26 protein-coding genes are annotated in these 25,067 nt (G+C 59.2%); 7 read left to right on the forward strand and 19 right to left on the reverse strand.

The genetic code is table 11. The features are described from left to right. Positions 1-126: 126 nt before the first annotated feature. Positions 127-1,791 (forward strand): electron transfer flavoprotein-ubiquinone oxidoreductase, encoded by a 1,665-nt coding sequence (locus JFT81_RS28545; RefSeq protein ID WP_201230982.1) that lies wholly within the window; start codon positions 127-129, stop codon positions 1,789-1,791. Between the two features lie 183 nt (positions 1,792-1,974). Here JFT81_RS28545 and JFT81_RS28550 read toward each other — a convergent pair whose 3' ends face one another. Continuing rightward, entirely contained in the window at positions 1,975-2,865 is an 891-nt protein-coding gene (locus tag JFT81_RS28550) for an AraC family transcriptional regulator (protein ID WP_201148342.1), read from the reverse strand. Positions 2,866-3,056: 191 nt separating this feature from the next. Here JFT81_RS28550 and JFT81_RS28555 point away from each other — a divergent pair, with 191 nt between their 5' ends. Continuing rightward, entirely contained in the window at positions 3,057-4,109 is a 1,053-nt protein-coding gene (locus JFT81_RS28555; protein ID WP_201230983.1) for an NAD(P)-dependent alcohol dehydrogenase, read from the forward strand. Here JFT81_RS28555 and JFT81_RS28560 read toward each other — a convergent pair. The 11 genes from JFT81_RS28560 to JFT81_RS28610 form a co-directional block, all read right to left on the reverse strand. After that, positions 4,106-4,909, reverse strand: a complete 804-nt coding sequence (locus JFT81_RS28560; RefSeq protein WP_201230984.1) for an IclR family transcriptional regulator — start codon at positions 4,907-4,909, stop codon at positions 4,106-4,108. The two genes, JFT81_RS28555 and JFT81_RS28560, sit on opposite strands and share 4 nt — an antisense overlap. A 60-nt stretch (positions 4,910-4,969) precedes the next feature. After that, the gene (locus JFT81_RS28565) at positions 4,970-6,280 is read right to left on the reverse strand and encodes an MFS transporter (protein WP_201230985.1); all 1,311 of its coding nucleotides are present in this window, start codon (positions 6,278-6,280) and stop codon (positions 4,970-4,972) included. 180 nt (positions 6,281-6,460) lie between these two features. Then, on the reverse strand, positions 6,461-7,609 hold the full coding sequence (gene dgoD, locus JFT81_RS28570) for a galactonate dehydratase (RefSeq protein ID WP_201230986.1): 1,149 nt from the start codon (positions 7,607-7,609) through the stop codon (positions 6,461-6,463). A 60-nt stretch (positions 7,610-7,669) separates the two neighbouring features. Further along, positions 7,670-8,290 (reverse strand): 2-dehydro-3-deoxy-6-phosphogalactonate aldolase, encoded by a 621-nt coding sequence (locus tag JFT81_RS28575; RefSeq protein ID WP_150651138.1) that lies wholly within the window; start codon positions 8,288-8,290, stop codon positions 7,670-7,672. Positions 8,291-8,309: 19 nt separating this feature from the next. Beyond that, positions 8,310-9,299, reverse strand: coding sequence for a 2-dehydro-3-deoxygalactonokinase (locus JFT81_RS28580; protein WP_201230987.1), 990 nt, complete (start codon positions 9,297-9,299; stop codon positions 8,310-8,312). An 89-nt stretch (positions 9,300-9,388) separates the two neighbouring features. Next, a complete protein-coding gene (locus JFT81_RS28585; RefSeq protein ID WP_201230988.1) occupies positions 9,389-10,315 on the reverse strand; it encodes a hypothetical protein in 927 nt (308 codons plus the stop codon). Continuing rightward, positions 10,312-10,842, reverse strand: a complete 531-nt coding sequence (locus JFT81_RS28590) for a hypothetical protein (protein WP_201230989.1) — start codon at positions 10,840-10,842, stop codon at positions 10,312-10,314. The genes JFT81_RS28585 and JFT81_RS28590 overlap by 4 nt, the downstream gene beginning before the upstream one ends. A gap of 1 nt (position 10,843) precedes the next feature. Then, entirely contained in the window at positions 10,844-11,572 is a 729-nt protein-coding gene (locus JFT81_RS28595) for an alpha/beta hydrolase (protein WP_201230990.1), read from the reverse strand. Between the two features lie 5 nt (positions 11,573-11,577). Further along, positions 11,578-12,072: a PAAR domain-containing protein gene (locus JFT81_RS28600; protein ID WP_242485673.1), complete on the reverse strand. Its 495-nt coding sequence runs from the start codon at positions 12,070-12,072 to the stop codon at positions 11,578-11,580. Then, complete coding sequence (locus JFT81_RS28605) at positions 12,069-12,731, reverse strand: hypothetical protein (RefSeq protein ID WP_201230991.1); 663 nt, start codon at positions 12,729-12,731, stop codon at positions 12,069-12,071. The genes JFT81_RS28600 and JFT81_RS28605 overlap by 4 nt, the downstream gene beginning before the upstream one ends. Positions 12,732-12,890: 159 nt before the next feature. After that, positions 12,891-13,370 (reverse strand): GNAT family N-acetyltransferase, encoded by a 480-nt coding sequence (locus tag JFT81_RS28610; RefSeq protein ID WP_008085506.1) that lies wholly within the window; start codon positions 13,368-13,370, stop codon positions 12,891-12,893. Positions 13,371-13,589: 219 nt separating this feature from the next. Between JFT81_RS28610 and JFT81_RS28615 the strand changes: the two genes are divergently transcribed. The 5 genes from JFT81_RS28615 to JFT81_RS28635 all read left to right on the forward strand — a co-directional run bounded on the left by JFT81_RS28615 (position 13,590) and on the right by JFT81_RS28635 (position 16,788). Further along, a complete protein-coding gene (locus tag JFT81_RS28615) occupies positions 13,590-14,243 on the forward strand; it encodes an HD domain-containing protein (RefSeq protein WP_201230992.1) in 654 nt (217 codons plus the stop codon). Positions 14,244-14,353: 110 nt separating this feature from the next. Beyond that, positions 14,354-15,550 carry an MFS transporter gene (locus tag JFT81_RS28620; RefSeq protein WP_201230993.1) on the forward strand — a complete coding sequence of 399 codons (1,197 nt, stop codon included), beginning with the start codon at positions 14,354-14,356 and terminating at the stop codon, positions 15,548-15,550. 82 nt (positions 15,551-15,632) lie between these two features. Next, on the forward strand, positions 15,633-15,977 hold the full coding sequence (locus tag JFT81_RS28625) for a hypothetical protein (protein ID WP_201230994.1): 345 nt from the start codon (positions 15,633-15,635) through the stop codon (positions 15,975-15,977). Between the two features lie 44 nt (positions 15,978-16,021). Continuing rightward, positions 16,022-16,276 carry a hypothetical protein gene (locus tag JFT81_RS28630; protein WP_092279308.1) on the forward strand — a complete coding sequence of 85 codons (255 nt, stop codon included), beginning with the start codon at positions 16,022-16,024 and terminating at the stop codon, positions 16,274-16,276. A 131-nt stretch (positions 16,277-16,407) separates the two neighbouring features. Beyond that, positions 16,408-16,788 (forward strand): Rho termination factor N-terminal domain-containing protein, encoded by a 381-nt coding sequence (locus JFT81_RS28635; RefSeq protein ID WP_201230995.1) that lies wholly within the window; start codon positions 16,408-16,410, stop codon positions 16,786-16,788. A 99-nt stretch (positions 16,789-16,887) separates the two neighbouring features. Here the strand turns inward: JFT81_RS28635 and JFT81_RS28640 are convergent, their stop codons facing one another. From JFT81_RS28640 to JFT81_RS28670, 7 genes are all read right to left on the reverse strand, one after another. Then, positions 16,888-17,817 (reverse strand): PfkB family carbohydrate kinase, encoded by a 930-nt coding sequence (locus JFT81_RS28640; RefSeq protein ID WP_201230996.1) that lies wholly within the window; start codon positions 17,815-17,817, stop codon positions 16,888-16,890. Further along, positions 17,810-19,276, reverse strand: coding sequence for a cytosine permease (locus JFT81_RS28645; RefSeq protein ID WP_201230997.1), 1,467 nt, complete (start codon positions 19,274-19,276; stop codon positions 17,810-17,812). The genes JFT81_RS28640 and JFT81_RS28645 overlap by 8 nt, the downstream gene beginning before the upstream one ends. A 201-nt stretch (positions 19,277-19,477) precedes the next feature. Next, on the reverse strand, positions 19,478-20,476 hold the full coding sequence (locus JFT81_RS28650) for an ADP-ribosylglycohydrolase family protein (RefSeq protein WP_201230998.1): 999 nt from the start codon (positions 20,474-20,476) through the stop codon (positions 19,478-19,480). After that, complete coding sequence (locus JFT81_RS28655) at positions 20,473-21,186, reverse strand: GntR family transcriptional regulator (protein ID WP_201230999.1); 714 nt, start codon at positions 21,184-21,186, stop codon at positions 20,473-20,475. The genes JFT81_RS28650 and JFT81_RS28655 overlap by 4 nt, the downstream gene beginning before the upstream one ends. Positions 21,187-21,431: 245 nt before the next feature. Beyond that, positions 21,432-22,400 carry an L-arabinose ABC transporter permease AraH gene (gene araH / locus JFT81_RS28660; protein ID WP_129395010.1) on the reverse strand — a complete coding sequence of 323 codons (969 nt, stop codon included), beginning with the start codon at positions 22,398-22,400 and terminating at the stop codon, positions 21,432-21,434. A 12-nt stretch (positions 22,401-22,412) separates the two neighbouring features. Next, positions 22,413-23,957: an L-arabinose ABC transporter ATP-binding protein AraG gene (araG, locus tag JFT81_RS28665; RefSeq protein ID WP_201231000.1), complete on the reverse strand. Its 1,545-nt coding sequence runs from the start codon at positions 23,955-23,957 to the stop codon at positions 22,413-22,415. 55 nt (positions 23,958-24,012) lie between these two features. Further along, the gene (locus tag JFT81_RS28670; protein WP_201231001.1) at positions 24,013-25,017 is read right to left on the reverse strand and encodes a substrate-binding domain-containing protein; all 1,005 of its coding nucleotides are present in this window, start codon (positions 25,015-25,017) and stop codon (positions 24,013-24,015) included. Positions 25,018-25,067: the final 50 nt, after the last annotated feature.

A 25,067-nucleotide genomic window follows, 5' to 3' on the forward strand; every position in this document is an offset into this window, starting at 1 on the left:
CGCCCCCTAGAGAGAAAGGTGGCTTCTCCTTTATCCCCCTTGACGTTAACGTAAAGGCATAACGGAAGCGACATCAAACCTCCAAATTAGAAAAAAAACTGTTGAGCCTTGAGTAGGAGATAGCCTGTGGAACGCGAATACATGGAATTCGACGTGGTCATCGTCGGTGCCGGCCCCGCTGGCCTGTCCGCCGCCTGCCGTCTGAAGCAGAAGGCCGCCGAAGCCGGTAAGGAAATCAGCGTCTGCGTGGTCGAAAAAGGCTCCGAAGTCGGCGCACACATCCTTTCCGGTGCCGTGTTCGAACCACGCGCTCTGAACGAACTGTTCCCGGACTGGAAAGAACTCGGCGCACCGCTGAACACACCGGTCACCCGCGACGACATTTTCGTGCTGAAAAACGCCGAAAACGCGCAAAAGATTCCAGACTTCTTTGTGCCCAAGACCATGCACAACGAAGGCAACTACATTATCTCCCTCGGCAACCTGTGCCGCTGGCTCGCCCAGCAGGCCGAGAACCTGGGCGTGGAAATCTACCCAGGCTTCGCCGCTCAGGAAGCGCTGATCGACGAGCAAGGCATCGTCCGCGGAATCATCACCGGTGATCTGGGCGTCGACCGCGAAGGCAACCCGAAAGAAGGCCTCTACACCCCTGGCATGGAACTGCGTGGCAAATACACGCTGTTCGCCGAAGGCTGCCGTGGCCACATCGGCAAGCAACTGATCAAGCGCTTCAACCTCGACAGCGATGCCGACGCCCAGCACTACGGCATCGGCCTGAAAGAAATCTGGGAAATCGACCCAGCCAAACACCAGCCAGGCCTGGTGGTGCACACCGCCGGTTGGCCACTGGACATAATGGGCACCGAGAACACCGGTGGATCGTTCCTCTATCACCTGGAAAACAACCAAGTGGTAGTTGGTCTGATCGTTGACCTGTCCTACAGCAACACTTACCTGTCGCCGTTCGACGAATTCCAGCGCCTCAAGCATCACCCGGTGCTGGCTCAGTACCTGGAAGGCGGCAAGCGCATCAGCTACGGCGCCCGCGCGATCTGTAAGGGCGGCCTGAACTCGCTGCCGAAAATGGTCTTCAAAGGCGGCGCGCTGATCGGTTGCGACCTCGGCACTCTGAACTTTGCCAAGATCAAAGGCAGCCACACTGCAATGAAATCCGGCATGCTCGCCGCGGAGTCGGTGGCTGAGGCGCTGTTCGCCGAGAAGGACGGCACCGAAGAACTGACCACTTACGTCGACGCGTTCAAGAAGAGCTGGCTCTACGACGAACTGTTCGCCAGCCGCAACTTCGGCCCGGCGATCCACAAGTTCGGCGCCATCGTCGGCGGCGGTTTCAACTGGCTCGATCAGAACATCTTCGGCGGCAAACTGCCGTTCACCCTGCACGACACCAAGCCGGATTACGCTTGCCTCAAGCTCGCGGCCGACTGCAAGAAGATCGACTACCCGAAACCCGACGGCAAACTCAGCTTCGACAAACTCAGCTCGGTGTTCATCTCCGGTACCAACCACGAAGAAGAACAGCCTTGCCACCTGAAGCTGGCCGACCCGAGCATCCCGATCAGCAAAAACCTGCCGCTGTACGACGAACCGGCGCAGCGCTACTGCCCGGCCGGTGTTTACGAAGTGATCACCAAGGAAGACGGCGAGAAGCGCTTCCAGATCAACGCCCAGAACTGCGTGCACTGCAAGACCTGCGACATCAAGGACCCTTCGCAGAACATCACTTGGGTCACGCCGGAAGGCGCCGGCGGCCCGACTTACCCGAATATGTAAGTCGACACGCTGGACAACAAGGCTCCCGAATCGGGGGCCTTTTTGTTGCCCATAATTCAGTGCATCACATCAATACCTGTGGGAGCTGGCTTGCCAGCGATGGCGGTGGATCAGGCGATATCTATGCTGAATGTGCCGGCCTCATCGCTGGCAAGCCAGCTCCCACAATGATTGTGTAAATCCTCAGGCAGCGCGTTCGTCGCCCGGGCTGCGCTCGAAGTAGCGTTTGTACTCGCGGCTGAACTGCGACGTGCTCTGATACCCCACCCGATGCGCCACCTGCGCCACGCCCAGCCCTTCCGCGACGAGCAACGTCTGCGCCTTCAGGAGTCGCAAGCGCTTCAGATACTGCACCGGCGACAACAACGTGCTGCGCTTGAAATGCTCGTGAAACGTCGACACGCTCATATTCGCGCAACCGGCCAAAGTCTCGACATTCAACGGTTCAGTGTAATGCGCATGCAGATGACTGATCGACGCCGCCACGCGTGCGAACTGCCCCTGCTGTTCCACCAACGCGCGCAGCACATCAGCCTGCGGCCCACGCAGTGCAGTGAACAACAACTCACGCACTCGCGCCGGCCCGAGAATCTGGCATTCCAGCGGATCGTGCAGACAACTCAGCAAGCGCTCGACGCATCCGCGCATGGCGTCGTCCAGCACCACCGAAGTCATCGACTCGGGCGTCTGCGCCGGAATATGCCGGCCCGGCGCCAGCCCCATCGCCAGCACCAGCTCACCGAGCAGCACCCGGTCAATCGCCACCGAAACACCCAGCAACGGCGCATCCGGCAAGGCAAAGGTTTCGCATTCGAACGGCACCGGCAGCGCCTGAATCAGATAATGCCCGGCACCGTACTCCATCGTCCGAGGCCCGAGAAACGCCAGTTTGCTGCCCTGGGCGATGATCATCAGGCTCGGCTCATAAATGTGCGGGCCACGGGCGACGTCGCAACTGGCGCGCAGCACCTGCACGCCCGCAAGCCCGGTCTGGCTATAACCATCGCGCAGCGCCAAAGGTTCGATCAGCGAAACCAGCCTGGCATTGGCATCAAGGTGACGGGTCAATTGCATCAAAGTGTTCTTCAAAAAAAATCATGGAAAAAGGGATAAAAGCATCATCGCAGATCCTTTTGCCAATGCGACCGATCAAACCCGCATGCCGGAGGATTAGGCATAAGACCCGGAGGAATCGTCATGGCCGCAGCGGCGGTCGGCGCCCAGAATGCGCCGCCTCACCTGTCATTGCTTTTGCGAGGTTTCATATGTACACCGCCATCGGCTACGCCGCCCAATCGGCCACCACGCCCCTCGCCCCGATGAAATTCGAACGTCGCAGCCCGCGCGCCGACGACGTCGCTATCGAAATCCTCTACTGCGGCGTCTGCCACTCCGACATCCACCAGGCACGCAACGAATGGGGCATCGCTGTTTACCCGTTGATGCCCGGCCACGAGATCGTCGGAAAAGTCACCGCCGTCGGTGCGAATGTTACCCGTCACAAAGTAGGCGATCTGGTTGGCGTTGGCTGCATGGTCGACTCCTGCCGCACCTGCGAAGCCTGCCAATCGAACCTTGAGCAATACTGCCTCGAAGGTCCGACCATGACCTACGCCACCCCGGATCGGGTCGATGGCAGCAACACCATGGGCGGTTATTCGGACAGCATCGTCGTCAGCGAGCACTTCGTCGTACGCATCCCGGAGAAGCTCGATCTGGCCGCCGCCGCACCGATCCTCTGCGCCGGCATCACCACCTACTCGCCGCTCAAGCACTACGGCGTCAAGGCTGGCGACAAGGTCGGGATTCTCGGCATGGGTGGCCTCGGCCATATGGGCATCAAGTTCGCCAAAGCCATGGGCGCTGAAGTGACCTTGTTCACCCGTTCGGCGAGCAAGGCTGAGGAAGGTCGTCGTCAGGGCGCCGATCACGTGATCGTCTCCACCGACGACGAGCAGATGAAGGCCGCCGCCGGTCACTTCGACTTCCTGCTCGACACCATTCCGGTGCAGCACGACCTCAACCCCTACCTCGACACCTTGCGTTTCGACGGTGTGCACATTCTGGTCGGGCTGATCGAGCCGATCGATCCGCCAGTCCATGCCGCCAAACTGGTGCTGGGCCGTCGCGTGCTGGCCGGTTCGTTGATCGGTGGCGTCGCCGAAACCCAGGAAGTGCTGGATTTCTGCGCCGAGCACAACATCACCTGCGACATCGAAATGCTCGACATTCGCCAGATCAACGAGGCTTACGCCCGCATGATCGCTGGCGACGTGAAATACCGTTTCGTCATCGACATGGCAACGCTCAAGGTTTAAACCTTAGCGCCAAGCTCCGCTGACAACCGAGCTGTGACCCCTTTGATCAGGGGAATCAGCTCGGCCATTTTTTCCAGCGGCATGTACGGCACCGTACTGGCGATACTGATCGCTGCGACGATGCGTTTACTCGCATCGCGGATCGGCGCCGCCACGCAACGGATCGATGGCTCGTTATCCTCCAGATCGAATGCGTAGCCACCGGCGACGTATTCGCTCATGCGCTGCTCAAGCTGTTCCCACGACTGCTGGGGATGCTGCGGCCGGAACTGACTTTTCCCACCCGCCGGCAGGCTGATGTCGTACAGCCGTTGCCAATCCTGCGCTGAATCATCGAGCATCAACGCCTTGCCGATCCCGGTGCGCGCCAACGGCATGCGATGGCCGACCCGCGAACGCATTTCCGGGCCATTACGCCCCGGATTCTTCAGCAGATACAGCACTTCATCGCCTTCACGAATCCCCAAATGAACGGTGTCGCCGGTCAGTGCCGACAACTCGTCCAGATACGGCCCGGCCAGACTCACCAGCGGCAACTCTTCGCGTGCCTGGAAACCCAGCTCGATCAGCTTCGGTCCCAACAGATAACCGACTTGCGGCACCACGCGAAGGTAGCGCTCGTCCACCAGACAACTGGCCAGGCGATGAGTGGTGCTGCGGGTGGTGCCGATCAGCCGGGCAATCTCCTTGAGATCGCGCGCACCACTGGCCACCGCTTGCACCACACCTAGGCCGCGCAGCAGCGTTTGCGTGCCGGTGGGCGCGGCGTCCTTGGTTTTTTCCGGAGCGTCTTCCTGCATATCCAGCCTTTACCGTTGAGCGAGGGAACGGGCGGCATTATGGTCGCCCGACGTTGACCACTACAACTCGATACGCTCGACCTTACCGACCAACAGCACGTAGGACAAAGCGCCGATCAATGCGAGAACCGCGATATAGGTGATCGCCGGCGCGAACGAATCGCCGCTGGCAAGAAAGCCGATGACGATCGGCGTGGCAATCGCCGACAGGTTGCCGATGAAGTTGAACACCCCGCCGGTCAAACCGAGCAAACGTGCCGGAGCGAGCGTCGACACCAGCGACCAGGTGATCGAAGCCAGACCGTTACCGAAAAACGCCAACGCCAGAAAGGCAATCACCAGCGGGGTCGACTCGACGAAGTTGGCGCCGATGATCGAGGTAGAAATCAGCAACCCGCCAATGATTGGCAACTTGCGCGCGAAACCCACGGTATAGCCGCGACGGATCAGGAAATCGGAAAAGAACCCTGAACACAACACGCCAACAAACGCGGCGAGAAACGGCAGCGACGCCAGCAGGCCGGACTTGATGAAGTCCATGCCGCGATACTTCACCAGATAGGTCGGGAACCACGTCAGGAAAAACCACAGCGTCGAGTTCAGGCAGAACTGGCCGAGGTAGATGCCCCACAATTTGCGTTTGGTCAGGACGATACCGAGATCCGTCCAGCTGAATTTGGCTTTGACCCTGGCTGACTCTTGCTGAATATCGACCAGACCACCGCCCTCGCGGATCAGGTCGATTTCGGCTTCGTTGGCGCCCTTGAAATCTCGCGGCTCTCGATAGACCGCGTACCAGATGGCTGCCCAGATGATGCCGACGGCGCCGGTTGCGACGAACACCATGTGCCAGCCGAATTCGTGTTGCAGCCAGGCAAGAACCGGGGTCAGGAATGCCAGACCAACGAACTGCCCGGAGGTGTAGAAACCAATCGCCGTAGCGCGTTCACGCTCCGGAAACCACGTTGTGACCACGCGGCTGTTGATCGGATACGCCGGCGCTTCCAGCGCGCCGACCGCCATGCGCAGCACAAACAGCGCAATGAAACTCGCAGCGAAACCGAGCATCACCGTGGCCAGCGACCACAGCAGCAGCGCGACGCTATAGAGAATGCGTGGCGGCACACGATCCACCAGCCAGCCGCCGGGGATCTGCATGGCCGCGTAGGTCCAGCCAAACGCCGAAAAGATCAGCCCGACGTGAATCGGATCGATGCCTAGCTCACTGGTCAGCGCCGGGGCGGCAATCGACAGGTTACTGCGGTCGAGGTAGTTGATGACCACGGTGATAAACAGCAACACCATGATGAAAAACCGCTTGCGGCTGGGCGTGACTAAAGACGCCTGCCCGGTGAGGGTTTGCGGTTGCATGAGAGATGCCTCTTCTTATGTTTATTGAGGTCATGACGCAAATCTCCCATCCATGGAGATAAAACTGTGGGAGATGGCTTGCCAGCGATGGCGGTGTGTCTGTCAAAACAATGCTGGATGTGCTGCCATCATCGCTGGCAAGCCAGCTCCCACAGGGACTTTCGGTGTGTCAGCGCAGACTCACCACTCGGCAAAACTGCCATCGGCATGACGCCAGATCGGGTTGCGCCAGCGATGCCCTACGGCTGCGCGCTCGATCACGTATTCCTCGTTGATCTCGATACCCAGGCCCGGTCCGTTCGGGATCTTCACAAAACCCTTGTCGTAGTCGAACACCCGCGGGTCCTTCACGTAGTCGAGCAGATCGTTGCTCTCGTTGTAATGGATGCCCAGGCTCTGTTCCTGGATAAACGCGTTGTAACAAGCCGCGTCCAGTTGCAAACATGCCGCCAGCGCAATCGGGCCCAGCGGGCAATGCAGCGCCAGCGCCACGTCATAGGCCTCGGCCATGTTGGCGATCTTGCGGGTTTCGGTGATGCCGCCGGCGTGAGAAGCGTCCGGCTGGATGATGTCGACGTAGCCTTCGCTCAACACGCGTTTAAAATCCCAACGCGAGAACAGCCGCTCACCGAGGGCGATCGGCGTGCTGGTCAGCGGCGCCAGTTCCTTCAGCGCTTCATAGTTCTCGCTGAGCACCGGCTCTTCGATAAACATCAGTTTGTACGGGTCGAGTTCCTTCATCAGCACTTTGGCCATCGGCTTGTGCACGCGGCCGTGGAAGTCGACGCCGATGCCGACGTTTGGCCCGACCGCATCACGCACGGCGGCAACGTTGGCCAGCGCCAGATCGACTTTCTCGAAGGAGTCGAGGAACTGCAGCTCTTCGGTGCCGTTCATTTTCACGGCGGTGAAACCACGGCTCACGGCTTCCTTCGCCGCACGCGCGGTGTCGGCCGGACGGTCGCCACCGATCCACGAATACACGCGAATCTTGTCGCGCACCTGACCACCGAGCAGATCGCTGACCGAGACGCCGAGGGCCTTGCCCTTGATGTCCCACAGCGCCTGGTCGATACCGGCCAGCGCGCTCATGTGGATGGCGCCGCCACGGTAGAAGCCGCCGCGGTATAACACCGTCCAGATGTCCTCGATGTTGCGTGGGTCTTTGCCGATCAGGTAGTCGGACAATTCTTCAACGGCAGCTGCAACAGTATGTGCGCGACCTTCAACCACGGGCTCGCCCCAACCGGTCACGCCCTCATCGGTTTCGACCTTGAGGAAGCACCAGCGCGGCGGAACGATAAAGGTCGTGAGTTTGGTGATTTTCATCTCTGCTCTCTTTTGTAAATGCAGCTCTTATTAGATGCAGCGCACGCAGCGCCAAAAGTCTTAGCGAAGGGCCTTCCACGCGGCCACGTAGGCCTTGGCATTCACCGCCACTTGCTCCGGCGTCATGCCCGGTTTGAACAGCCCGGAACCGAGGCCGAAACCTTTCACGCCGGCATCGATAAATGCCTGCATGTTGTCCGGCGTGATACCGCCGACCGGCGCCAGCACCGTCCCCGCCGGCAACACCGCAAGCCAGGCTTTGACGACCGCGGGCCCCATCTGCTCGGCCGGGAACAGCTTGAGAATGTCCGCGCCCTCCTCCAGCGCCGCGAACGCTTCGGTGGGTGTGGCAACGCCCGGCGACAGGAACAGCCCCGCCGCTTTCGCCGCGCGCAACACCTTGGCGTCGCTGTGCGGCATGACGATCACTTGGCCGCCGGCCTCTTTCACCAACTCGACCTGCTCCGGCGTCAGCACCGTACCGGCTCCGATCAGGCAATCGGCGGGCAGGGTCTTACGCAGAATGCGGATACTTTCGTACGGCGAAGGGGAATTGAGCGGTACTTCAATGACACGAAATCCGGCGGCATACAGGACTTCTCCGACAGCGGCGGCTTCCTGCGGGTGCAGGCCACGCAGGATTGCTATCAGACCGTTTTGCGCCAGTGCTTGCTTGAGCATGTCAGGCCTCCAGTCAGGGTTAACGGGATGAGGAATCGATCAGTCCGGCGGCCAGCGCCAATTGCCACAGCCCACGCTCGGTGGCCTGCTCGGCCAGCGTCACGTTGGCGAAACCACAGGCGTCGAGGGCGCGGCTGTAGCGCGCACAGAGTTGCGCGTTGCCGATGAGGATGATCGAAGGAAGATTCGGATTGTGGCGGCGACGCCGCTGAACCGTGGCGAGCGCCGCCAGTTCATGGCCGATCATCAGGCCGGACAGATAATCGGCCTGCGCCGTAGGGCTGAGTTCACCGGTCAGGCCCAGTGTTCGGGCGCTGAACAAAGTCGACAGCACACCGAGTTCGCCGTCAGCAGACAGCGCGATCTGCGCGCCACGGTCAAACGCCTGACCATCGAACGCCGTGCCTTGCTGCTGGGTTCGACCAAGAATGCTGTGTTCGCTGAGCACGGCGAACACTTCGCCGGTCATGAACGTATCGAAATGAGTGATGCAGCCATCGACCACTTCCACCCATTTCGAGTGGCTGCCTGGCAGGCCGATCAATAGATCACTGCCCGCCTCGACCGGCAGATTTTGCAGTACGCCGAGGACTTGGGTTTCTTCGCCACGCATCACATTCGGCAAACGCGAACGCTGAATCACGCCCGGCACGATGTGCACCTGCGTGCCGCGCAGACTGATAACGGTTTGTAGGGAGTTTCCGAGATTGGCGACATTTGCCGGCGTTTCGCAGTAGGCCGCTTCGCGCCAGCCCTGCGCACTGCCGACCATGCCGCAAGCGATCACCGGCAGATCCGGCTGCGCATCGAGCCAGTCGCCGCACGCATCGTCGAAGGCCAATTCAAAACCATCGGTGCATTCGCGACCGTTGATGATTCGCGGGGTCTTGGGCAACTGCATGATCCCGAACGACAGCGCGCGCTGCTCCAGCACCACGCCGCCCGCCGCGAGTTTGTAAGCACGTAATGAGGTCGTCCCCCAGTCGAGCGCGATCAATTGCGCCTGCATCGCTTCACCTGTTTTGTTTTTGGCAGTGAGTGCGACGGACTATAGACCTCTCAAGCTGAAAATCTCAATATGTAATTTTACATCCCATATTATGGGACGGAGTTAGTCCATGGAGTCCAACGTTCAACGACGTCAAGACTCTTGTTGATGATCACCCTCAATGTTTCGTGCTCAGTGGATCCGACCTCATGCGTACGGCCTTTCTCGTCAGTTATTCCGGGTTCCAGACGTCCGTCACCGCGAATGATGGTGTACGCCGCAAAGGGTGCCGGGGTTTCCTCTGAACCTGAAATAATCCGCAACTTCGTCTTGCTCGGTGCGAACGAGGCCAGCATGCCGGCGTAGGGCACATCACTGCAGAGCCCGAGACTGTCGATCTGGTCATATCCCAGCGCCAGTTCATAGCGCCAGCGCACGATGCACACCGACGCAAGTGGCAGCAATGAACGCGGCTGGTCAGAGGGTTTAAGCGAGACACGCGACGGTGCCACACGAGGGTTTTCCAACTGGGCAATGAATCGCGACGTGGGGATGTACATGACTCTCGAATAATAGGCGACATACGGAAACGCGGTGATCACCACCGTGCATGGAATGTATTCCTTCGGTTTGAGGATCTGCACCAACTCAACGGGCCTGACCCACTCCCTGCCGTCGTTGAGGGCGTGATTCTTCAGGTTGATCCTTGCAAACATCTCATACCGGCGGTCGCCTTCGATCAAACGCATTTCACTGACCGTCCCCGAAGCTTCGAGAGCGATCTGATGTTCGACGGAAAAATTCAGGTCACCATTCAGCGAGCAATGAATCGAGGTTCCAATCTGGCCTCTCTGTCCATGCACTTCGTACAAATCGATGAGGTTTCGGTCAGAGGTGAAACGCAGATCGTACAAGGAAGAAAATGCATGATTGATCGAGACAAACTCAAGCCTGGCAGGTGGAACGTCGAGATGCAGGCAGGACGAACACAACACAAACCCGGCAATCAAAAACAACCTCGAATACCTTATCTTCATTGCTCACGTTTCTGTTCAATGGCATGAGTAAAAGCAGAAGCGGGAACCTTCATAGGATTTGAATAATAAGGACCGTAGGAATAGGCGGCAGTCCTGAATTTACAAGCCAAATCTTCACGCACGCCCAACACACTCAATAACTGCTCCTTGCTAATAAACTTACTCAGAGTTCCGCCATCCGGGGTATACACTGCGAAAACCTCAGCCGAGTAAAAATGCTTTACCCCTGAAGTCTCACTCTCCACCTCAGCCACTTCTCCTTCAAGATATCGGACCAGATCCTGCTTGGTATCGAAGTGTCCATTTTTATCCAATGAACAGATCAAAGTGTCACCCACCTGATTTTGACCAGCTTTTTCCTCAAAGAAACGCAAGAGATCAGTATTCGAACTAAAGCGAACATCCAAAAGGGCACTTTCCTCACTTCTACCAACGGAAATAAACTCAAGATCGGATTCCGGCAAAGGCGCTCTCTTTGCGCACGAAATACACGAAGTCAAAACAAGGATCACAAGCAGCATTCTCATTTCACGACTCCAGGTAATTGATAATTCTTTCAGCGATAAGATCACATGCCGACTTCTCTCCAAGGACCTTTGCTCTGAACATGGCGCCCGCAGATTCGTGATTGGCATTTACCGACACATTGACATCTGGACCAGCACTCATTTTCCATCGCTCCCCGTCGTCGGCTATATCATCGGACTGATTAGGCTTCGCCGGAGCGGCCAATATATTTATCCAGAACTCCGTACAAGGCTTTGGGGTAGTAGCGTATATATCTGAAATTAGCCAAACCCCTAACCCTCCACCAACAGGATCAAGTGTGACCAAGGACTTAACTGTGTAACCTTGCTCCTTGAGTATGGTTGACAGATGGGCGCCATTCCACCCACCAAGACTATGACCAACAATACTTATATGAATTGACTTATCACCCGCCAAGTGACGCACCACATACTTATCTATATCTTTCTTTCCACGTACATCTTTATAGCTCAGATACACCGAATCCACTTTCGCCATTTGCACATCGCTCAATTTTTTTGGCAACTGAACTTGTGCAGTGGTCACATTACCGTGAGGTGGTTGACTCACATAGTACTGTTCTTTATCACCAGCACCACCAATGAAAAACACTACTACCTTTTTGACACTCACCGCAGCTGTCTTTGGGGTTTGGTCAGTCTTGCAGGTCAAGTCATGACTCGCCGCCAGTTTCGTGCAATTTTTAAGGTCAGGATTTGCAACTTCCATGTCAGTCACTCTACAAATAGTTTTATGGATTCTGGCAAATGAGAGCTGACCATATGGGTAAAGCCTTGCTCATCGGTGATGCCATGTTCAATACGCCCATCACCTCGCTGGATCGCATAAGGATGATCGGGGATAGGTTCTCCCGTGGCTTCATTGATCACCTGCATCCGATCATTGAAATGCACCGGCATCGGCAGCAATCCGCTAAACGCCGCCCCGCCGCCACTCTGGCCAATAATCACCGTCCCTGAACCACCGACCACGACATTGCCGTGCCCGCCGGTGCTGTCGAGCATCGCGGCGTTCAGGCCGTTGATGAATACCGTGCCGGAAACAGCTCCGGTAATCGGACTGCCACACGCCGATTTATCGGTCATGCGCGCGGCGGCGAGGCCGTCGAAGAAGACGTCGGGCGAGCCGGAAACAATCGGGTTGTTGCCGTGGCCTGGCAATGGGCAGTCGGTCGGGTCGGTGACGCGTGCAGCGGGTTTACCACTCAATTCAAAGCTCCTTGCTTTAGGGGTTCCGGGTGCGGCTGGTGGAGATCGACGTCGGTCGCGGCAAAGCGCCAGCGGTTGTCGACAGAATCAAACAGCGCGTGACAATGCTCGCGGCTGTTCGGGGGTGTGAGGGTTTGCAGTTGTTGCCAGGCTTCGTCGGCATGCCAGTTCAATTCGGCAGTTGTGGTGTCGTCGAGTTGGTTGAGCCAGGTGTTGTAACCGGTCAGTCGATGTTGGTCGTAGGTGGTTTGCAGCAGTTCGGCCATTTGCGGGCCGAAATCCAGATAGCGCTCGGCTGTCCAGCGGCCAGTTTCCGAGTAGACATACCAGCCCATCGGCGACAGCACGCCCTGGTGAAAAATCGATTGCCCGGCGGGTGCGATAAATCCGCAGCACACGTGCAGGGTCAGCCAACCTTGATGCGCATCGATGAATCCGTTGGGATCGAACGTACGCAGCGGTATCACGCGGTAGTCATCGTAGCCCGCACTGCGCGCCATCAACTCGGCATCGAGACGCGAGACAAACGCACGGATGGCCTTGCCGCCCAAGCGATTGACGGTGCAGAGAATATCCACTGGCTGACGGGTCGGGTTGTCGCTGGAGCCGAGGTTTTTGACCAGACCGTAGAGGCGGATCGACGCCCGTAGTCCGCTCATCGCCGGTCACTCATTGACGCAGCGAAGACTCCACGGGCGTGGAGAAAGTTTGCCAGAGGCATTGCAGGTGTCATCCGTGAGCGCGCAAAAATGGCGCGTAGAATGCCGGACTAAAGGGTTGGCGACAATCGAATTAGCATTGGATTGCCATCATTGTTTTCAGCCCTCGGCAAACTCACGCAGAACCTTGCCATCCATGCGATACCTCACCCACTCCTCCTGCGGCTGTGCACCGAGGGATTTGTAGAAATCGATGGCCGGGGTGTTCCAGTCGAGCACGCTCCATTCGAAGCGCCCGCAATCGTTGGCGCAGGCGATTTTCGCCAGGTGGCGCAGCAGGGTTTTGCCGGCGCCGCCGCCACGTTGTTCGGGGGTGATGTAGAGGTCTTCGAGGTACAGGCAGTTGCTGCCCAGCCAGGTTGAATAGCTGAAGAAGAACACCGCAAAGCCGATCGGCAAGCCGTCGCGCAGGCAGATCAGGCCGTGGGCGGTGGCGCCTTCGCTGAACAGGCTGCGTTCGATGTCAGCGACGCTGGCGATGACTTCGTGGCGGGCTTTTTCGAAATCGGCCAGTTCGGTGATGAAGGCGAGGATTTGCGGGGCATCGCTGGGGGTCGCCGGGCGGATTTCGATCGTCATGGACGGGCCTTGTCGGAAAAGGAAAACGCCATACTAAGGCCGTGGACGGCGCTCGTCACACTCCAAACCTGATGAGAACCCAGTGGCGAGGGGATTTATCCCCGTTGGACTGCGCAGCAGTCCCATTTTTCAAGGCCGCTTCGCGCCCCAACGGGGATGAATCCCCTCGCCACAGAAGTATCATGTGTTTCAAATTCAGGTACGCCTGCAAGGATGCTTATGAAAGACACTGTTTTTGCGCCACTTTCCACACTCGCCGCCAGTTTGCTGCCCCACGCTCTGGAGCCGTCAGACGACGGTGCGCATGACCTCGCGCACTTACAGCGTGTCTGGCACAACGTTCTTACGCTTCAGGCCGAAGAAGGTGGCGACCTGGAAGTTCTAGTCGCCGCCGTGCTGCTCCACGATGGCGTGGCCGTGGAAAAAAACTCGCCGCTGCGCTCACAAGCCTCGCGTCTGGCGGCGGCAAAAGCTTCGGCGGTATTGGCAGAAATGAACTGGCCGGAAGAAAAAATCGCCGCGGTGGCGCACGCCATCGAAGCGCACAGTTTCTCCGCCAACATCACCCCGCTCACTCTCGAAGCGAAAATCGTCCAGGACGCCGATCGTCTCGACTCGCTAGGCATGCTCGGCGTCGCACGCACCTTCTACGTCGCCGGGCGTATGGGCTCAGCGCTGTATGACCCGCAGGATCCCGAAGCGAAACATCGCGACTACGACGACAAACATTTTTGCCTCGATCATTTCCAGACCAAACTGCTGCACCTCGCCGACGGTTTCCAGACCGCCGCCGGCCAGCGTCTGGCGCAGATTCGCCATCAGCGCCTGAAGGGTTTCATGGAACAGTTCAAGGAAGAGATCGGCATCGCCTGAGCCCAATACTCCGGCCTGCAACGATGCTGAGTTCGCCAACCTCAGACGTAATCCGCAGGCACTGCGTGTTAAACAGATGACGCTCACTTTTCCGGTCAAGGAACCGCGTCATGTCTCACGCAACACCCGCAGTGTCAGGCAAGTTGTTCGGCCTGTTTTGCCTCGCCAGTTATCTGTTGTCGCTGTCGTATGGCTCGACGTTTTTGCTGTCGCTGTTGATCGGTTCGCGCGGCGGTAATGAACACGATGCGGGCAGTGTGATTTCGGCGGCGATGGTCAGCACGTTTGTCGCGGTGCTGGTGTCCGGGCATCTGTCGGATCTGCTCGGCGCGGCGCGTTCGATTGCCTTGTTCGGCCTGCTGTTGGTTGCCGCGAGTCTGGGTTTTGCGATGACGCCGGGGTTTGGTCATCTGCTGTTGTTTTTCGGTTTGTTGCTGGGATTGGGTTGGGGTGTCTTTTACACCCTCGGGCCGATCATCGTCGCCAGTCTGGTGACCCCGGCGCAGCGGGCGAAGTACTTTGCCCTACTCTCCGGCAGCATGATGACCGGGATCGGCAGCGGCCCGTTGCTCGGGCGTGCGGCCAGTGCGCTGGGCTGGCCGGTGACTTCGGCGTTTTATCTGGCGGCGTTGGCGAGCCTGATCGGTGTGCTGCTGTTCTGGCGTCTCGGCGCGCGATTGCAAAGCACGCAAGCCACGTCCGCCGCGAGAATCAGCTGGCAGGCGACCACCCAAGTGCTCGGCTCGCGCGCGGTGTTTGCGATCATCATGGTCGGCCTCGGTGGTTGTGTATTTGGCGGCCTGTCGAGTTTCCAGACCAGTTACGCCGCTGCGCGATCGCTGGACTACTCGTTGTTCTTTCTGGGCTTCATGAGTGCGGCGATCAGCAGTCGGATGTTGATCGCGGGCTATGTGGTCAAGCGTGATCCGCTGCGGGCGTCGTGCCTGCTGTCGGGGTTGATGCTGGGTTCGATTGTGATGTTCGCGTTTGGTGTGCACAGCGGATTCAGTTATCTGTTGGCGGCGATCATGCTCGGGGTCGGTTATGGCCTGACTTACTCGGTGATCAACGGACTGGCGGCTAATGAAGCACCGTCTGGCACCACCTCGCAGGCGCTGTTGCTGTTCAGTCTTTCTTACTTCATCGGCGTGTTCGGCTTTCCGTTGCTGGCCGGGAAAATCATCGTTGAACAGGGCATGGCGACGTTGCTGCTCACGGTATTGGCAGTCGCGCTTGTGAACTGGCTGATCACTGTGAGTCGTCTACTCTGGCGTCGATTCAACGCCAAAACGGCGACGGCGATCTAGACCGTTCGTCGTTCCTCAGGCACCAATCCGATCATAGGGCAGACCAACGACAGGTAAGGATTCCAATCACTGGAGAAGCCCTATGATCTCGTCAAGGTTGACCGCTTTCGTATTCAGCGCCCTGCTCTGCCCCGCGGTTTTCGCCGCATCCGCCACCGCAGCAGGGACCGGCCCTACCGATCCGACCCCGGCACCCCGCGCCCCCGCCATCAACAGTGCCCCCGGCATGAACACCGATGGCTCAGGCGTACCATTGATCAACCAACCTCCCGCCACCGGCACCGACCCGCGCACCCAGGGCAGCGATCCCGGTCGCCAGGGCGGCATGAACACCCCTGACTCCCCTGCAGCGCCAGATAACGCCGGCCCCGGCATTGGCTCGAAAACCACCACCGGTGGCTCGGGCTCCGAAGGCTCCGGCCAGTAGTTCGCCGACGCGAGCGTCCTATTCACACCCATGAAGAGGTAACCATGAACGTCGATAAAAACCTGGAAAAAGAAGTCCTGACCCGCCTGCTGCACGCTCATCCAAGTGGACTGGGCAAGGAGGTGCTGGACAATTACCGGGGCGAGAAAGTCGTGGCCAGCGCACTCGCCGCCCTGCAGGATCGCGGACTGATTCACCACGGCCATGTGACCTGTAACGAGGCCGGCGAGCATTCGCTGAACCTGCCGATTAAGCTCAGCGCCGCCGGTGTCGAGGCTGCACGCAAGCTCGATAGCTGAGCAACGTGATTGTGTGATCGTTAATCATGTAGGGGCTGCCGTAGGTTGCGATCTGTTGATTTTGAAGATCAACAGATCGCAGCCTGCGGCTCCTGCATTGAAAATCATCTGCTGATGCAAGGAGAAATCCCATGCCTCGTGGAAGCAAAGACAAATACACCGCCGAACAGAAGCGCAAGGCAGAACACATCGAAGACAGCTACGAGAAAAACGGTTTGTCGAAGGATGAAGCCGAGGCGCGGGCCTGGGCGACGGTGAACAAACAATCGGGCGGCGGCGAAAAGGCCGGTGGTTCCGGACGCAAGAAACCGGCGAGCGCCAAGTCCCAAGATCGCGAGGAGTCATCGCGGCGCGCAGTGGCCAGTCGTGAGGGGCATTCGCGAGACAGCAAGGCTTCACGCGATACGCAAACGGTGGACAGTTTGATGAAGGAAGCCCGGGCGAAAAAGATTCCCGGGCGGTCTTCGATGCGTAAACAAGAGTTGATCAAAGCGTTGCGCGAGGCCGGCTGAGTTTTGTTGCGGGGCTGTTAGCCCCTTCGCGAGCAAGCTTTGCTCCCACAAGTCATCGCGTTCCTTGTAGGAGCAGAGCTTGCTCGCGAAGGCGGTAGATCAATCGCCGCCGGACTTACAGATAAACGCATCCACTTCAGCCGTCCCCGGCGAAGTCGCCGGCCCCCAGCGGGTCACCGCGATAGCCGCTGCCGCATTCGCCCGCCGCGCTGCTTCGTAGGCGCTCAAACCTTGCGCCAGCCCGGCAACAAATACCCCGGCATGCGCATCACCAGCACCATTGCTATCCAGCGCTTTCACCGCAAACCCCGACACATGCCGACGCTCATCACCTCGATGAATCCAGCAGCCTTGCGGGCCATCACGCACGACCATCAGCACGTCTTCAGGCAGATGCTTAGACAGACGATCCAGCGCCACAGCAATCTCTTCAGCGCCAGTAAACCGCAATGCTTCAACACTGTTGCTGGTCCACACATCGATACGCGGCAACAGCGCCTGCATCAACGGCGAATCCGGTGATTCCACCAACGGCCCCGGATCGAACACCACATGGATTGTCTTCGGCAACGTCAGCGTCCAGTCGAGCAACGCCTGCGCCTTGCCCTCGTGGAGCAGGCTGTAACCGCTGAGGTAAACGTAATCGCCCGCCTCGGCCGCCACGCTGTTCAGGTCATCGATCGTCACCTCACCTTCAGCGCCAATGTAGGAGATGAAACTGCGCTCCGCCGAAGCGTCAGTCAGCGCCACACACAAACCAGTGTCACGCTGCGCCGGTTCGCTGATACCGATCTGAATGCCTTCAGCCGTCATCGCCTGTCGCGCCAGATCACCGAAACGTCCGGTGCCGTGGCGACCGAGATAAACCACCGGCAGGCCATTACGCACCGCCGCCGCCATCACGTTGAAACCGCCGCCCGCTTCAAAACCAGCCGATTGCGCGAGGACGTCACCGCCAATTTGCGGCAGCTTATCCACTGCCATGACCAGGTCGATGATGACCTGGCCGGTGTGCAACATCTTAGGCATGAGCATTCTCGGTTTGCGCGGCGCGGCGATCTTTCGCCCCGCCGAGTACGAAGTAAATGCCACCGGCGACCACGAAGGTCACGATCCAGCCGAGGCCGTTGTGGCCCAGCCACGAGTCGGACAGGAAGCCCTTGAACCAGATGTTTTCCGCCGTGGTGCCAATGGTGGTGAAACTGAACCCGAGGACGATGGCAACGGCCCACGCGCCGAACGCGCGCCACTCGATGCCACCGTGATACCAGTAAGCGCTACTCGGGCTGACGTCGAGCAGGTCTTTCGGGCTGTAGTAGTGACGGTGAATCAGGTCGACGATGAAAATTCCGACCCACGCGGTGATCGGCACCGCCAGCAGGGAAATGAAGGTGATGAACGGGCCGTAGAAGCTGTCCGCGATCAGCATGAAGTAGATCGAACCGGCGAAGATCGCAACGATATCGACCACCACCGCGTAAACGCGTTTGACCTTCAGGCCGAGGGTCAGCGTGGTCAAACCGGCGGAGTACACCGACAGGTTGTTCGACAGCAGCAGGCCACCGAATGCGGTGATCAGGTACGGCACGGCCATCCACGTCGGCAGCATGTCGCGGATCGCCACGATCGGGTCAGTCGCCGAAGCGAGGTCATTGTTGCCTACCGAGAGTAGGCCGCCGAGGGTGATCAGCAGCACCAGCGGAATGCCCGCGCCGAATGCAGCGGACGCGACCAGACGCACGGCTTTGACGCTGCGATGCTGATAGCGCGACATGTCGGCGCCCGCATTGGCCCAACCGATCCCGGTGCCGGCGGCCATGGTGCCGATGCCGATGATCATCGCGCTCATCGGCGCAGGCGTTGCGTTGAACACCGCGCTCCAGTCGATGGTGGCGCAGAGGAAGCCGCCGACCAGCAGGTTCAGGGCACCGAACACGTAGGTCGCCCACTTCTGGATCACCAGCAAAGTGGCGTGGCCGAGGCCGGACACCGATAGGGTCAGCAAGACAAAAATCGCGATGAAGATCAGTGTCAGTACCGGCGCACTTTTCGCTTCGACCGGCGAGCCGAACAGGATCGAGCACAGCGACAGCAGCACGAATGCAGCGGTCGTGGTGTTGACGGTTTCCCAACCGAGACGCGACATCAGCGAGACCAGCGTCGGGCCGATATTGCCGCGCACGCCGAAGATCGCTCGCGACAAGGTCAGGCTTGGTGCGCGGCCACGACGACCGGCAATCGAGATGATCCCGACCACGGCAAACGAACCGGCGGCGCCGATGATCGCGACGATGATCGCCTGCCAGATCGCCAGTCCGCGAAAGGCGACGAGCGTGGCACCCAGCGGTAGGCCGAGGATAGAAATGTTGGCGGCGAACCAGACCCAGAACAGTTGCAGCGGATGACCGTTGCACTCGGCTTCCGGCACCGGTTCGATGCCGCGGGTTTCCAGTTGCCCGGCGCTTTGCCCGGCGTTTGATGAACTCATGAAGGTGCTCCTGTTTGCCTTTTTTGTGGTTGTGGCAATGACGCAAAAAACGAGACATCCCGGCCGTCCTGGGCCTGTCTGTGCGATCCATTGCAGATGAATGATTCAGAACCGTAGCGAGTCCTTCGCGAGCAGGCTCGCTCCCACAGGGATCACGCTGTAACTGTGGGAGCGAGCCTGCTCGCGAAGGCATCAGTCGAATCAGCGCAAGGCCAACAGCCCGTGCACCAATGGCTCAAGCTCCAGATGATTGACCGCTTTCACCGTTTCAATCATCGGCACCGGCCAACTCTCAAGACCCAGGCAGGCCCCGAGCATTGCCCCGAGAATCGCGGCGATGGTGTCAGTGTCGCCCCCCAGACTCGCCGCCATGCACAGCGCATCGAACGCGCTCATCTCACCGACGGCGACTTGCTGCGCCAGCGCAAACGAGACCACCACCGATTCCTGCGACGCCACCGACGTACCGATCACGTCGTAGAGCAAATCGGCGAGTAAGGCTTTGTCGCTGTCGACGCTGATAGTGCGTGCCCAACTGATGCGCGAGGCAATGCGTCCACCGGCCACCCAGTGACCGTGTGCTTCCGCCTGCTGAGCAATTTGCTGGGCGAGGTTCAACGCCTCACCGAGATCCATGCCGTTGATCCCGGCGGAGACCACTGCCGCCACCGCTGCTGCGCTGGAAATACCCAGCGTGGTGTTATGGGTCACCTGACAGGCCTGCACTACCGCGGCAATAAAGCGCTTGGGATCGGCCACATCGGCCGCGATGCCCACCGGGGTGATGCGCATTGCCGCGCCGTTGGTGGTGCCGTAGCGCCCGGCCTCCTCTGGCGAATGGCCGGCGAGGATCATCTCGATAGCGCGTTTGGTCGATGGCCCGAGCAAGTCCTGCGAGCCCTTGGCCTGCATCGCCGCTTCCCACTCGATCAGCCGTTGCGCAAGGATGGCAGGTTCGATGTGGCCCTTGCCTTCGACCAGCAATTCGCCGACCAGAATCGCCTGTTCGGTGTCATCGGTGATCGAGCCTTTGGGCATGTTCGCGGCGATAGGTTGCAGCGGGCCGGCGTCCTGCAGGTCAGTGATCTGGCCGAAGCGGGTTTTGATCGTTTCGCGGTTCAGCGATTGTGTCGGCATGCCCAGCGCATCACCGAGGGCCAGGCCATAAAACGCACCGAGGGCACGGTTGAGCGCAGTCATTTCGATTCTCCAAATTGCAGGTGCAGACGGAAATGCACCGGGTCGAGCAGGCTTTCGACCAGTTCCATGAAACGGTTCTGCCGGTCGTAGGTGGTACGCAGGGCTTTGAGGAACACCGTGCCTTCCGCGCGGCCCAGCAGTTCGGCGTCTTCGGCGTTCAATGGCTCCGCGCCGATCCACTGATCGCCGCGCTCGCCGACATAGCCGTAGGCAGCCAGCGTAATGGTCAGGGAATTGTCGATCAGACCGACGCGCGGCAAGCTTTCCAGGCCGCCGGTGGCCGGCATCAAAGAGCGTTCAAGGGACACCAGCGTGCCTTCGGTGGAACGGCGACGGCGGTCGAGGGTGATGAATTGGTCGGTGCCAAACCGCGACATCAGATCCGGCCGGGTCACGGCTTCCAGACGCAGCACTTCGGTGTTGATCAGCGCGCCGCTGTCGGCCAGCGCCTGCGCCCAGCCGCTGCGCTGATCGAGTGCGACACCGTCGAACGTGACGATGGAGCCGACCCCGCTTTGCGTGGCGATGTACTTGCGCCGCTTCAGTTCGGCCAGCGCTTCGCGCAGCGTGCCACGGCTGACCTTGAATTCTTGAGCCAACTGATGCTCGCCGGGCAACAGAAAGCCGTCCTCCATGAGGCCGCTTTCGATGCGCCGGACGAGTTCGTCGACCACCCGTTGTTTCTTGTCAAATCGTACCTGTCTAATCATGTACAAAGTGATAACCGAAACGGGTTCGGGCGAGCAAGGGAAATTTAGGGGAAGTGACGGAAGGTTGAAGGTCAAAGCACCCTCACCCTAGCCCTCTCCCGGAGGGAGAGGGGACTGATCGAGGTGTTTGTTCTACTTACATCGACCTGAAATATCGAGTCGAACTCAGGTTTTGAAAAGCCAGGAGATCTGCTCCCTTTCCCCCTCTCCCTCTGGGAAAGGGTTGGGGTGAGGGGCTCTTGATCTTAGCGTTGTTTGAGGCGGTCGATGACCACGGCCAGCAGCAGAATCGACCCGCGAATCACGTACTGGTAGAAGGTATCAATATTCTTCAAGTTCATCGCATTCTCGATGATCGCCAAAATCAACACCCCGGCAATCACATGTCGAATCATGCCGATCCCGCCGCTCAACGACACCCCGCCCAACACGCAAGCCGAGATCACCGTCAGCTCGAAACCCTGGCCGATCATCGGCTGCCCCGACGTCATCCGCGACGCCAGGATCACCCCCGCCAGCGCACCAATCACACCGTGCACGGCGAAGATAATGATCTTGGTCCGATCAACGTTCACACCCGCCAGCAAAGCCGCTTCCTGGTTGCCGCCAATCGCCATGGTGTTGCGCCCGTAGGTGGTGTAATTCAGCAGCCAGCCGAAGAACAGGAAGCAAACAATCGTGATCAGGATCGGCACCGGCACGCCGAACAACTGGCCGTTACCAAACACGAAGAACGATTCCTGCGACACGCCCACCGCTTTGCCGTTGGCAAAAATATAGGCCAGGCCACGGACGATCTGCATGGTCGCCAACGTGGTGATCAACGCATTGACCCGTAATTTGGCAATCACGATGCCGTTGATCAACCCGACTATCAGGCCCATCACCAGCGCCGCGCAAACACCGAGGAAGACGCTGTTGGTGTCACGCATGACCACCGCCGCCACCACACCGGCGCAGGCAATCACCGAACCCACCGACAGGTCGAAATGCCCCGACGCCAGGCAATACAACATTGTGCACGCCGCGATCCCGGTGGTGGAGATCGCCAGGCCCAAGCCGCGCATGTTCAGCGGCGAAAGGAAGTTATCGATCAACAGCGTGCAGGCGATAAAGATGCCGATCGCCGCCAGCAACATGACCCAATCATCGAGGAAGCGGCGCATGTCCAACGGTTTGCGCTCGGTCGGCAGGGTTTCTTTCTGGGTTGTCATCATAGTCACCTCTCAGTTCGCCACGCCGTCAGCGCGGTGGCGCGGCAAAGCCAGTTGCAGCAGGTTGGATTCATTGGCCTGGTCACGGCTGATTTCGCCGCGCAGGGCGCCTTCGCAGAGCACCAGAATGCGGTCGGAAATGCCCATCACTTCCATCAGATCGCTGGACACCACGATCACCGAAATACCCTCGGCGGCTAGGTTATGGATGATCTGGTAGATCTCCGCTTTGGCGCCGATGTCGATGCCGCGAGTCGGTTCGTCGAGCAGCAAGACTTTCATCGGCATCGACAACCAGCGGCCGAGAATGGCCTTCTGCTGATTGCCGCCGGAGAGGAATTTGATCTGCTGGCCGGCATGCGGGGTTTTGACTTTCAGCGCCTTGATTTGCTTGTCGGCGTTGCCCTTTTCCCACAGCCCGCGAATCAGGCAGCCGAGGCCGGAGTTGGCGCCACGCGCACTGATGTTGATGTTCTCGGCAACGCTGGCCAGCGGGATGATGCCTTCCTTCTTGCGATCCTCCGGGCACAGCAGAATGCCGGCGGCAATCGCGTCGCGCGGTGAACGTAATTTCAGTTCATGGCCGCGCAGCTCAAGGCGTCCGGCAGTGTTGCGCTCCAGACCACTGAGCAGGCGAAACAGCTCGGTGCGCCCTGCCCCGACCAACCCGAACAAGCCAAGAATCTCGCCTTTGTGCGCTTCGAAACTGATCGGTTCGCGCAGACCCGGACCGAGCAGGCCATCGACCTTCAACGCCACCGCGCCGCGTGGACGATGGCGGTAATCGTAGATGTCCTGAATGTCACGACCGACCATGCAGGTCACCAGTTGATCGTGGGTCAGCTGGCTCATGTCGTCGAAGGTGCGCACGTAGCGACCGTCCTTGAACACGGTCACGGCGTCGCAGATGCGGAACACTTCTTCCATGCGATGGGACACGTAAAGCACGACTTTGCCCTCATCGCGCAAGCGGCCGATGATCGCCATCAAGCGGTCGATTTCACGGGCCGAGAGGCTGCTGGTCGGTTCGTCGAAGGCGATGACGTGGGCGCCACGCGACAGCGCTTTGGCGATTTCCACCAGTTGCCGCTGGCCGAGCGACAAGCGCCCGACCTTGGTCTGCGGATCGATTTCGTCGGCCAGGCCTTTGAGGCAATTCAACGCTTGCTGGCGCAATGTGCTGCGATTGATCAAACCGAAACTGGCCGGCAGATGACCGAGAAACAGGTTCTCGGCGACGGTCATTTCCGGCACCAGATGCAGTTCCTGGTGAATCACCGCGACGCCGCTGCCGATGCTGTCAGCCGTCGACTTGAACGCCATCGTCTGCTCGCCGATCTGCAACTCGCCACTGCTCGGAATGTAGGCGCCGCCGAGGATTTTCAGCAAAGTCGATTTGCCAGCCCCGTTCTCGCCCATCAAGGCGTGAACCTGGCCGGGATGGGCGACGAAGCTGATGCCGTCCAGCGCTTTCACGCCGGGAAAGGTTTTGCCGATCCCGTTGAAGCGCAGGCTGCCGCCGGAGCTGTGTTGTTGTGTCTGTACTTGCGCGTGCATAAAGCCACCTCTATCACACCGATCAAACGGCCCGGCTGACCGGGCCGCTGCTGCGTCAGTTCCACAAGCCGATTTTTTCCAGCTCTTGCTTGAAGTTCTCGCGAGTGATCAGGGTGACGTCGTCCATGGCGGTGTACTTCGGCGGTTCTTTGCCGGTGGTGACCCACTCGAACATCATTTCAGCAGTCTTGTAGCCCTCGATGTGCGGGCTTGGCAGCATCGAGCCGAAAAAGCCGCTGTTAGGCTTTTTCAGTTCGCCGATGGCGTCAGTGCCATTGATGCCAATGCCGATCACGTTGGCCGCGGCAAACCCGGCGGCTTCCGTGGCGCGCACGCCGCCGAGCACGGTGTTGTCGTTCATGCCGCCGATGATCAGGTTCTTCGCCGCACTCGGCAGTTTCACCAGCGCCGAGTTGGTGGCGTCCATGCTGCCGGGCACGTCGAGGGTTTTCAGCGCGGCAAAGAGGATGTGGTCTTTCGGCATACCGGCGTCTTCGAGTGACTTCACCGAGCCGTCGGTGCGTTTCTTGCCGGTGTCGAGTTCGTTGTAGGTGTTGACCACCGCGTAGGTGTCTTTCCAGTCCCAGTTACGCTTCTTCGCTTCGGCGGCCATGGCGGCGCCCTGCTTCTGACCGACTTCGAACGCAGCCATGCCGAGGTACGGCACGTCTTCCATGAATTTGCCATTGGCGTCGACGAAACGGTCGTCGACGGCAATTACTTTCAGGTCATTGAGTTTGGCTTTGGCCATGATTGCCGGGCCGAGCGAGACGTCCGGCGGGCAGATCACGAAGCCCTTGGCGCCGTTGGCAGCGAGGCTGTCGATGGCCGAGAGGGTTTTCTCGCCATCGGGCACAGCGATTTTGATCAGTTCAAAACCCTTGTCCTTGGCGGCCTTCTCGGCGAAGGCCCACTCGGTCTGGAACCACGGCTCTTCAGCCTGCTTGACCAGAAAACCGATTTTCACGGTGTCGGCAGCGAACAGCGAACTGCTCAGGCTGAACGCGGTGACCGCCAGGGCGGTACTGCACAGGGTACGAATCCCGAAACGACGTTTCATAAGCTGACTCCTTGTTATTTTTTTGAGCAAATTTTGAAAAGCGTTAAATC

This window comes from Pseudomonas sp. TH43, from assembly GCF_016650635.1.
Taxonomy (GTDB): domain Bacteria; phylum Pseudomonadota; class Gammaproteobacteria; order Pseudomonadales; family Pseudomonadaceae; genus Aquipseudomonas.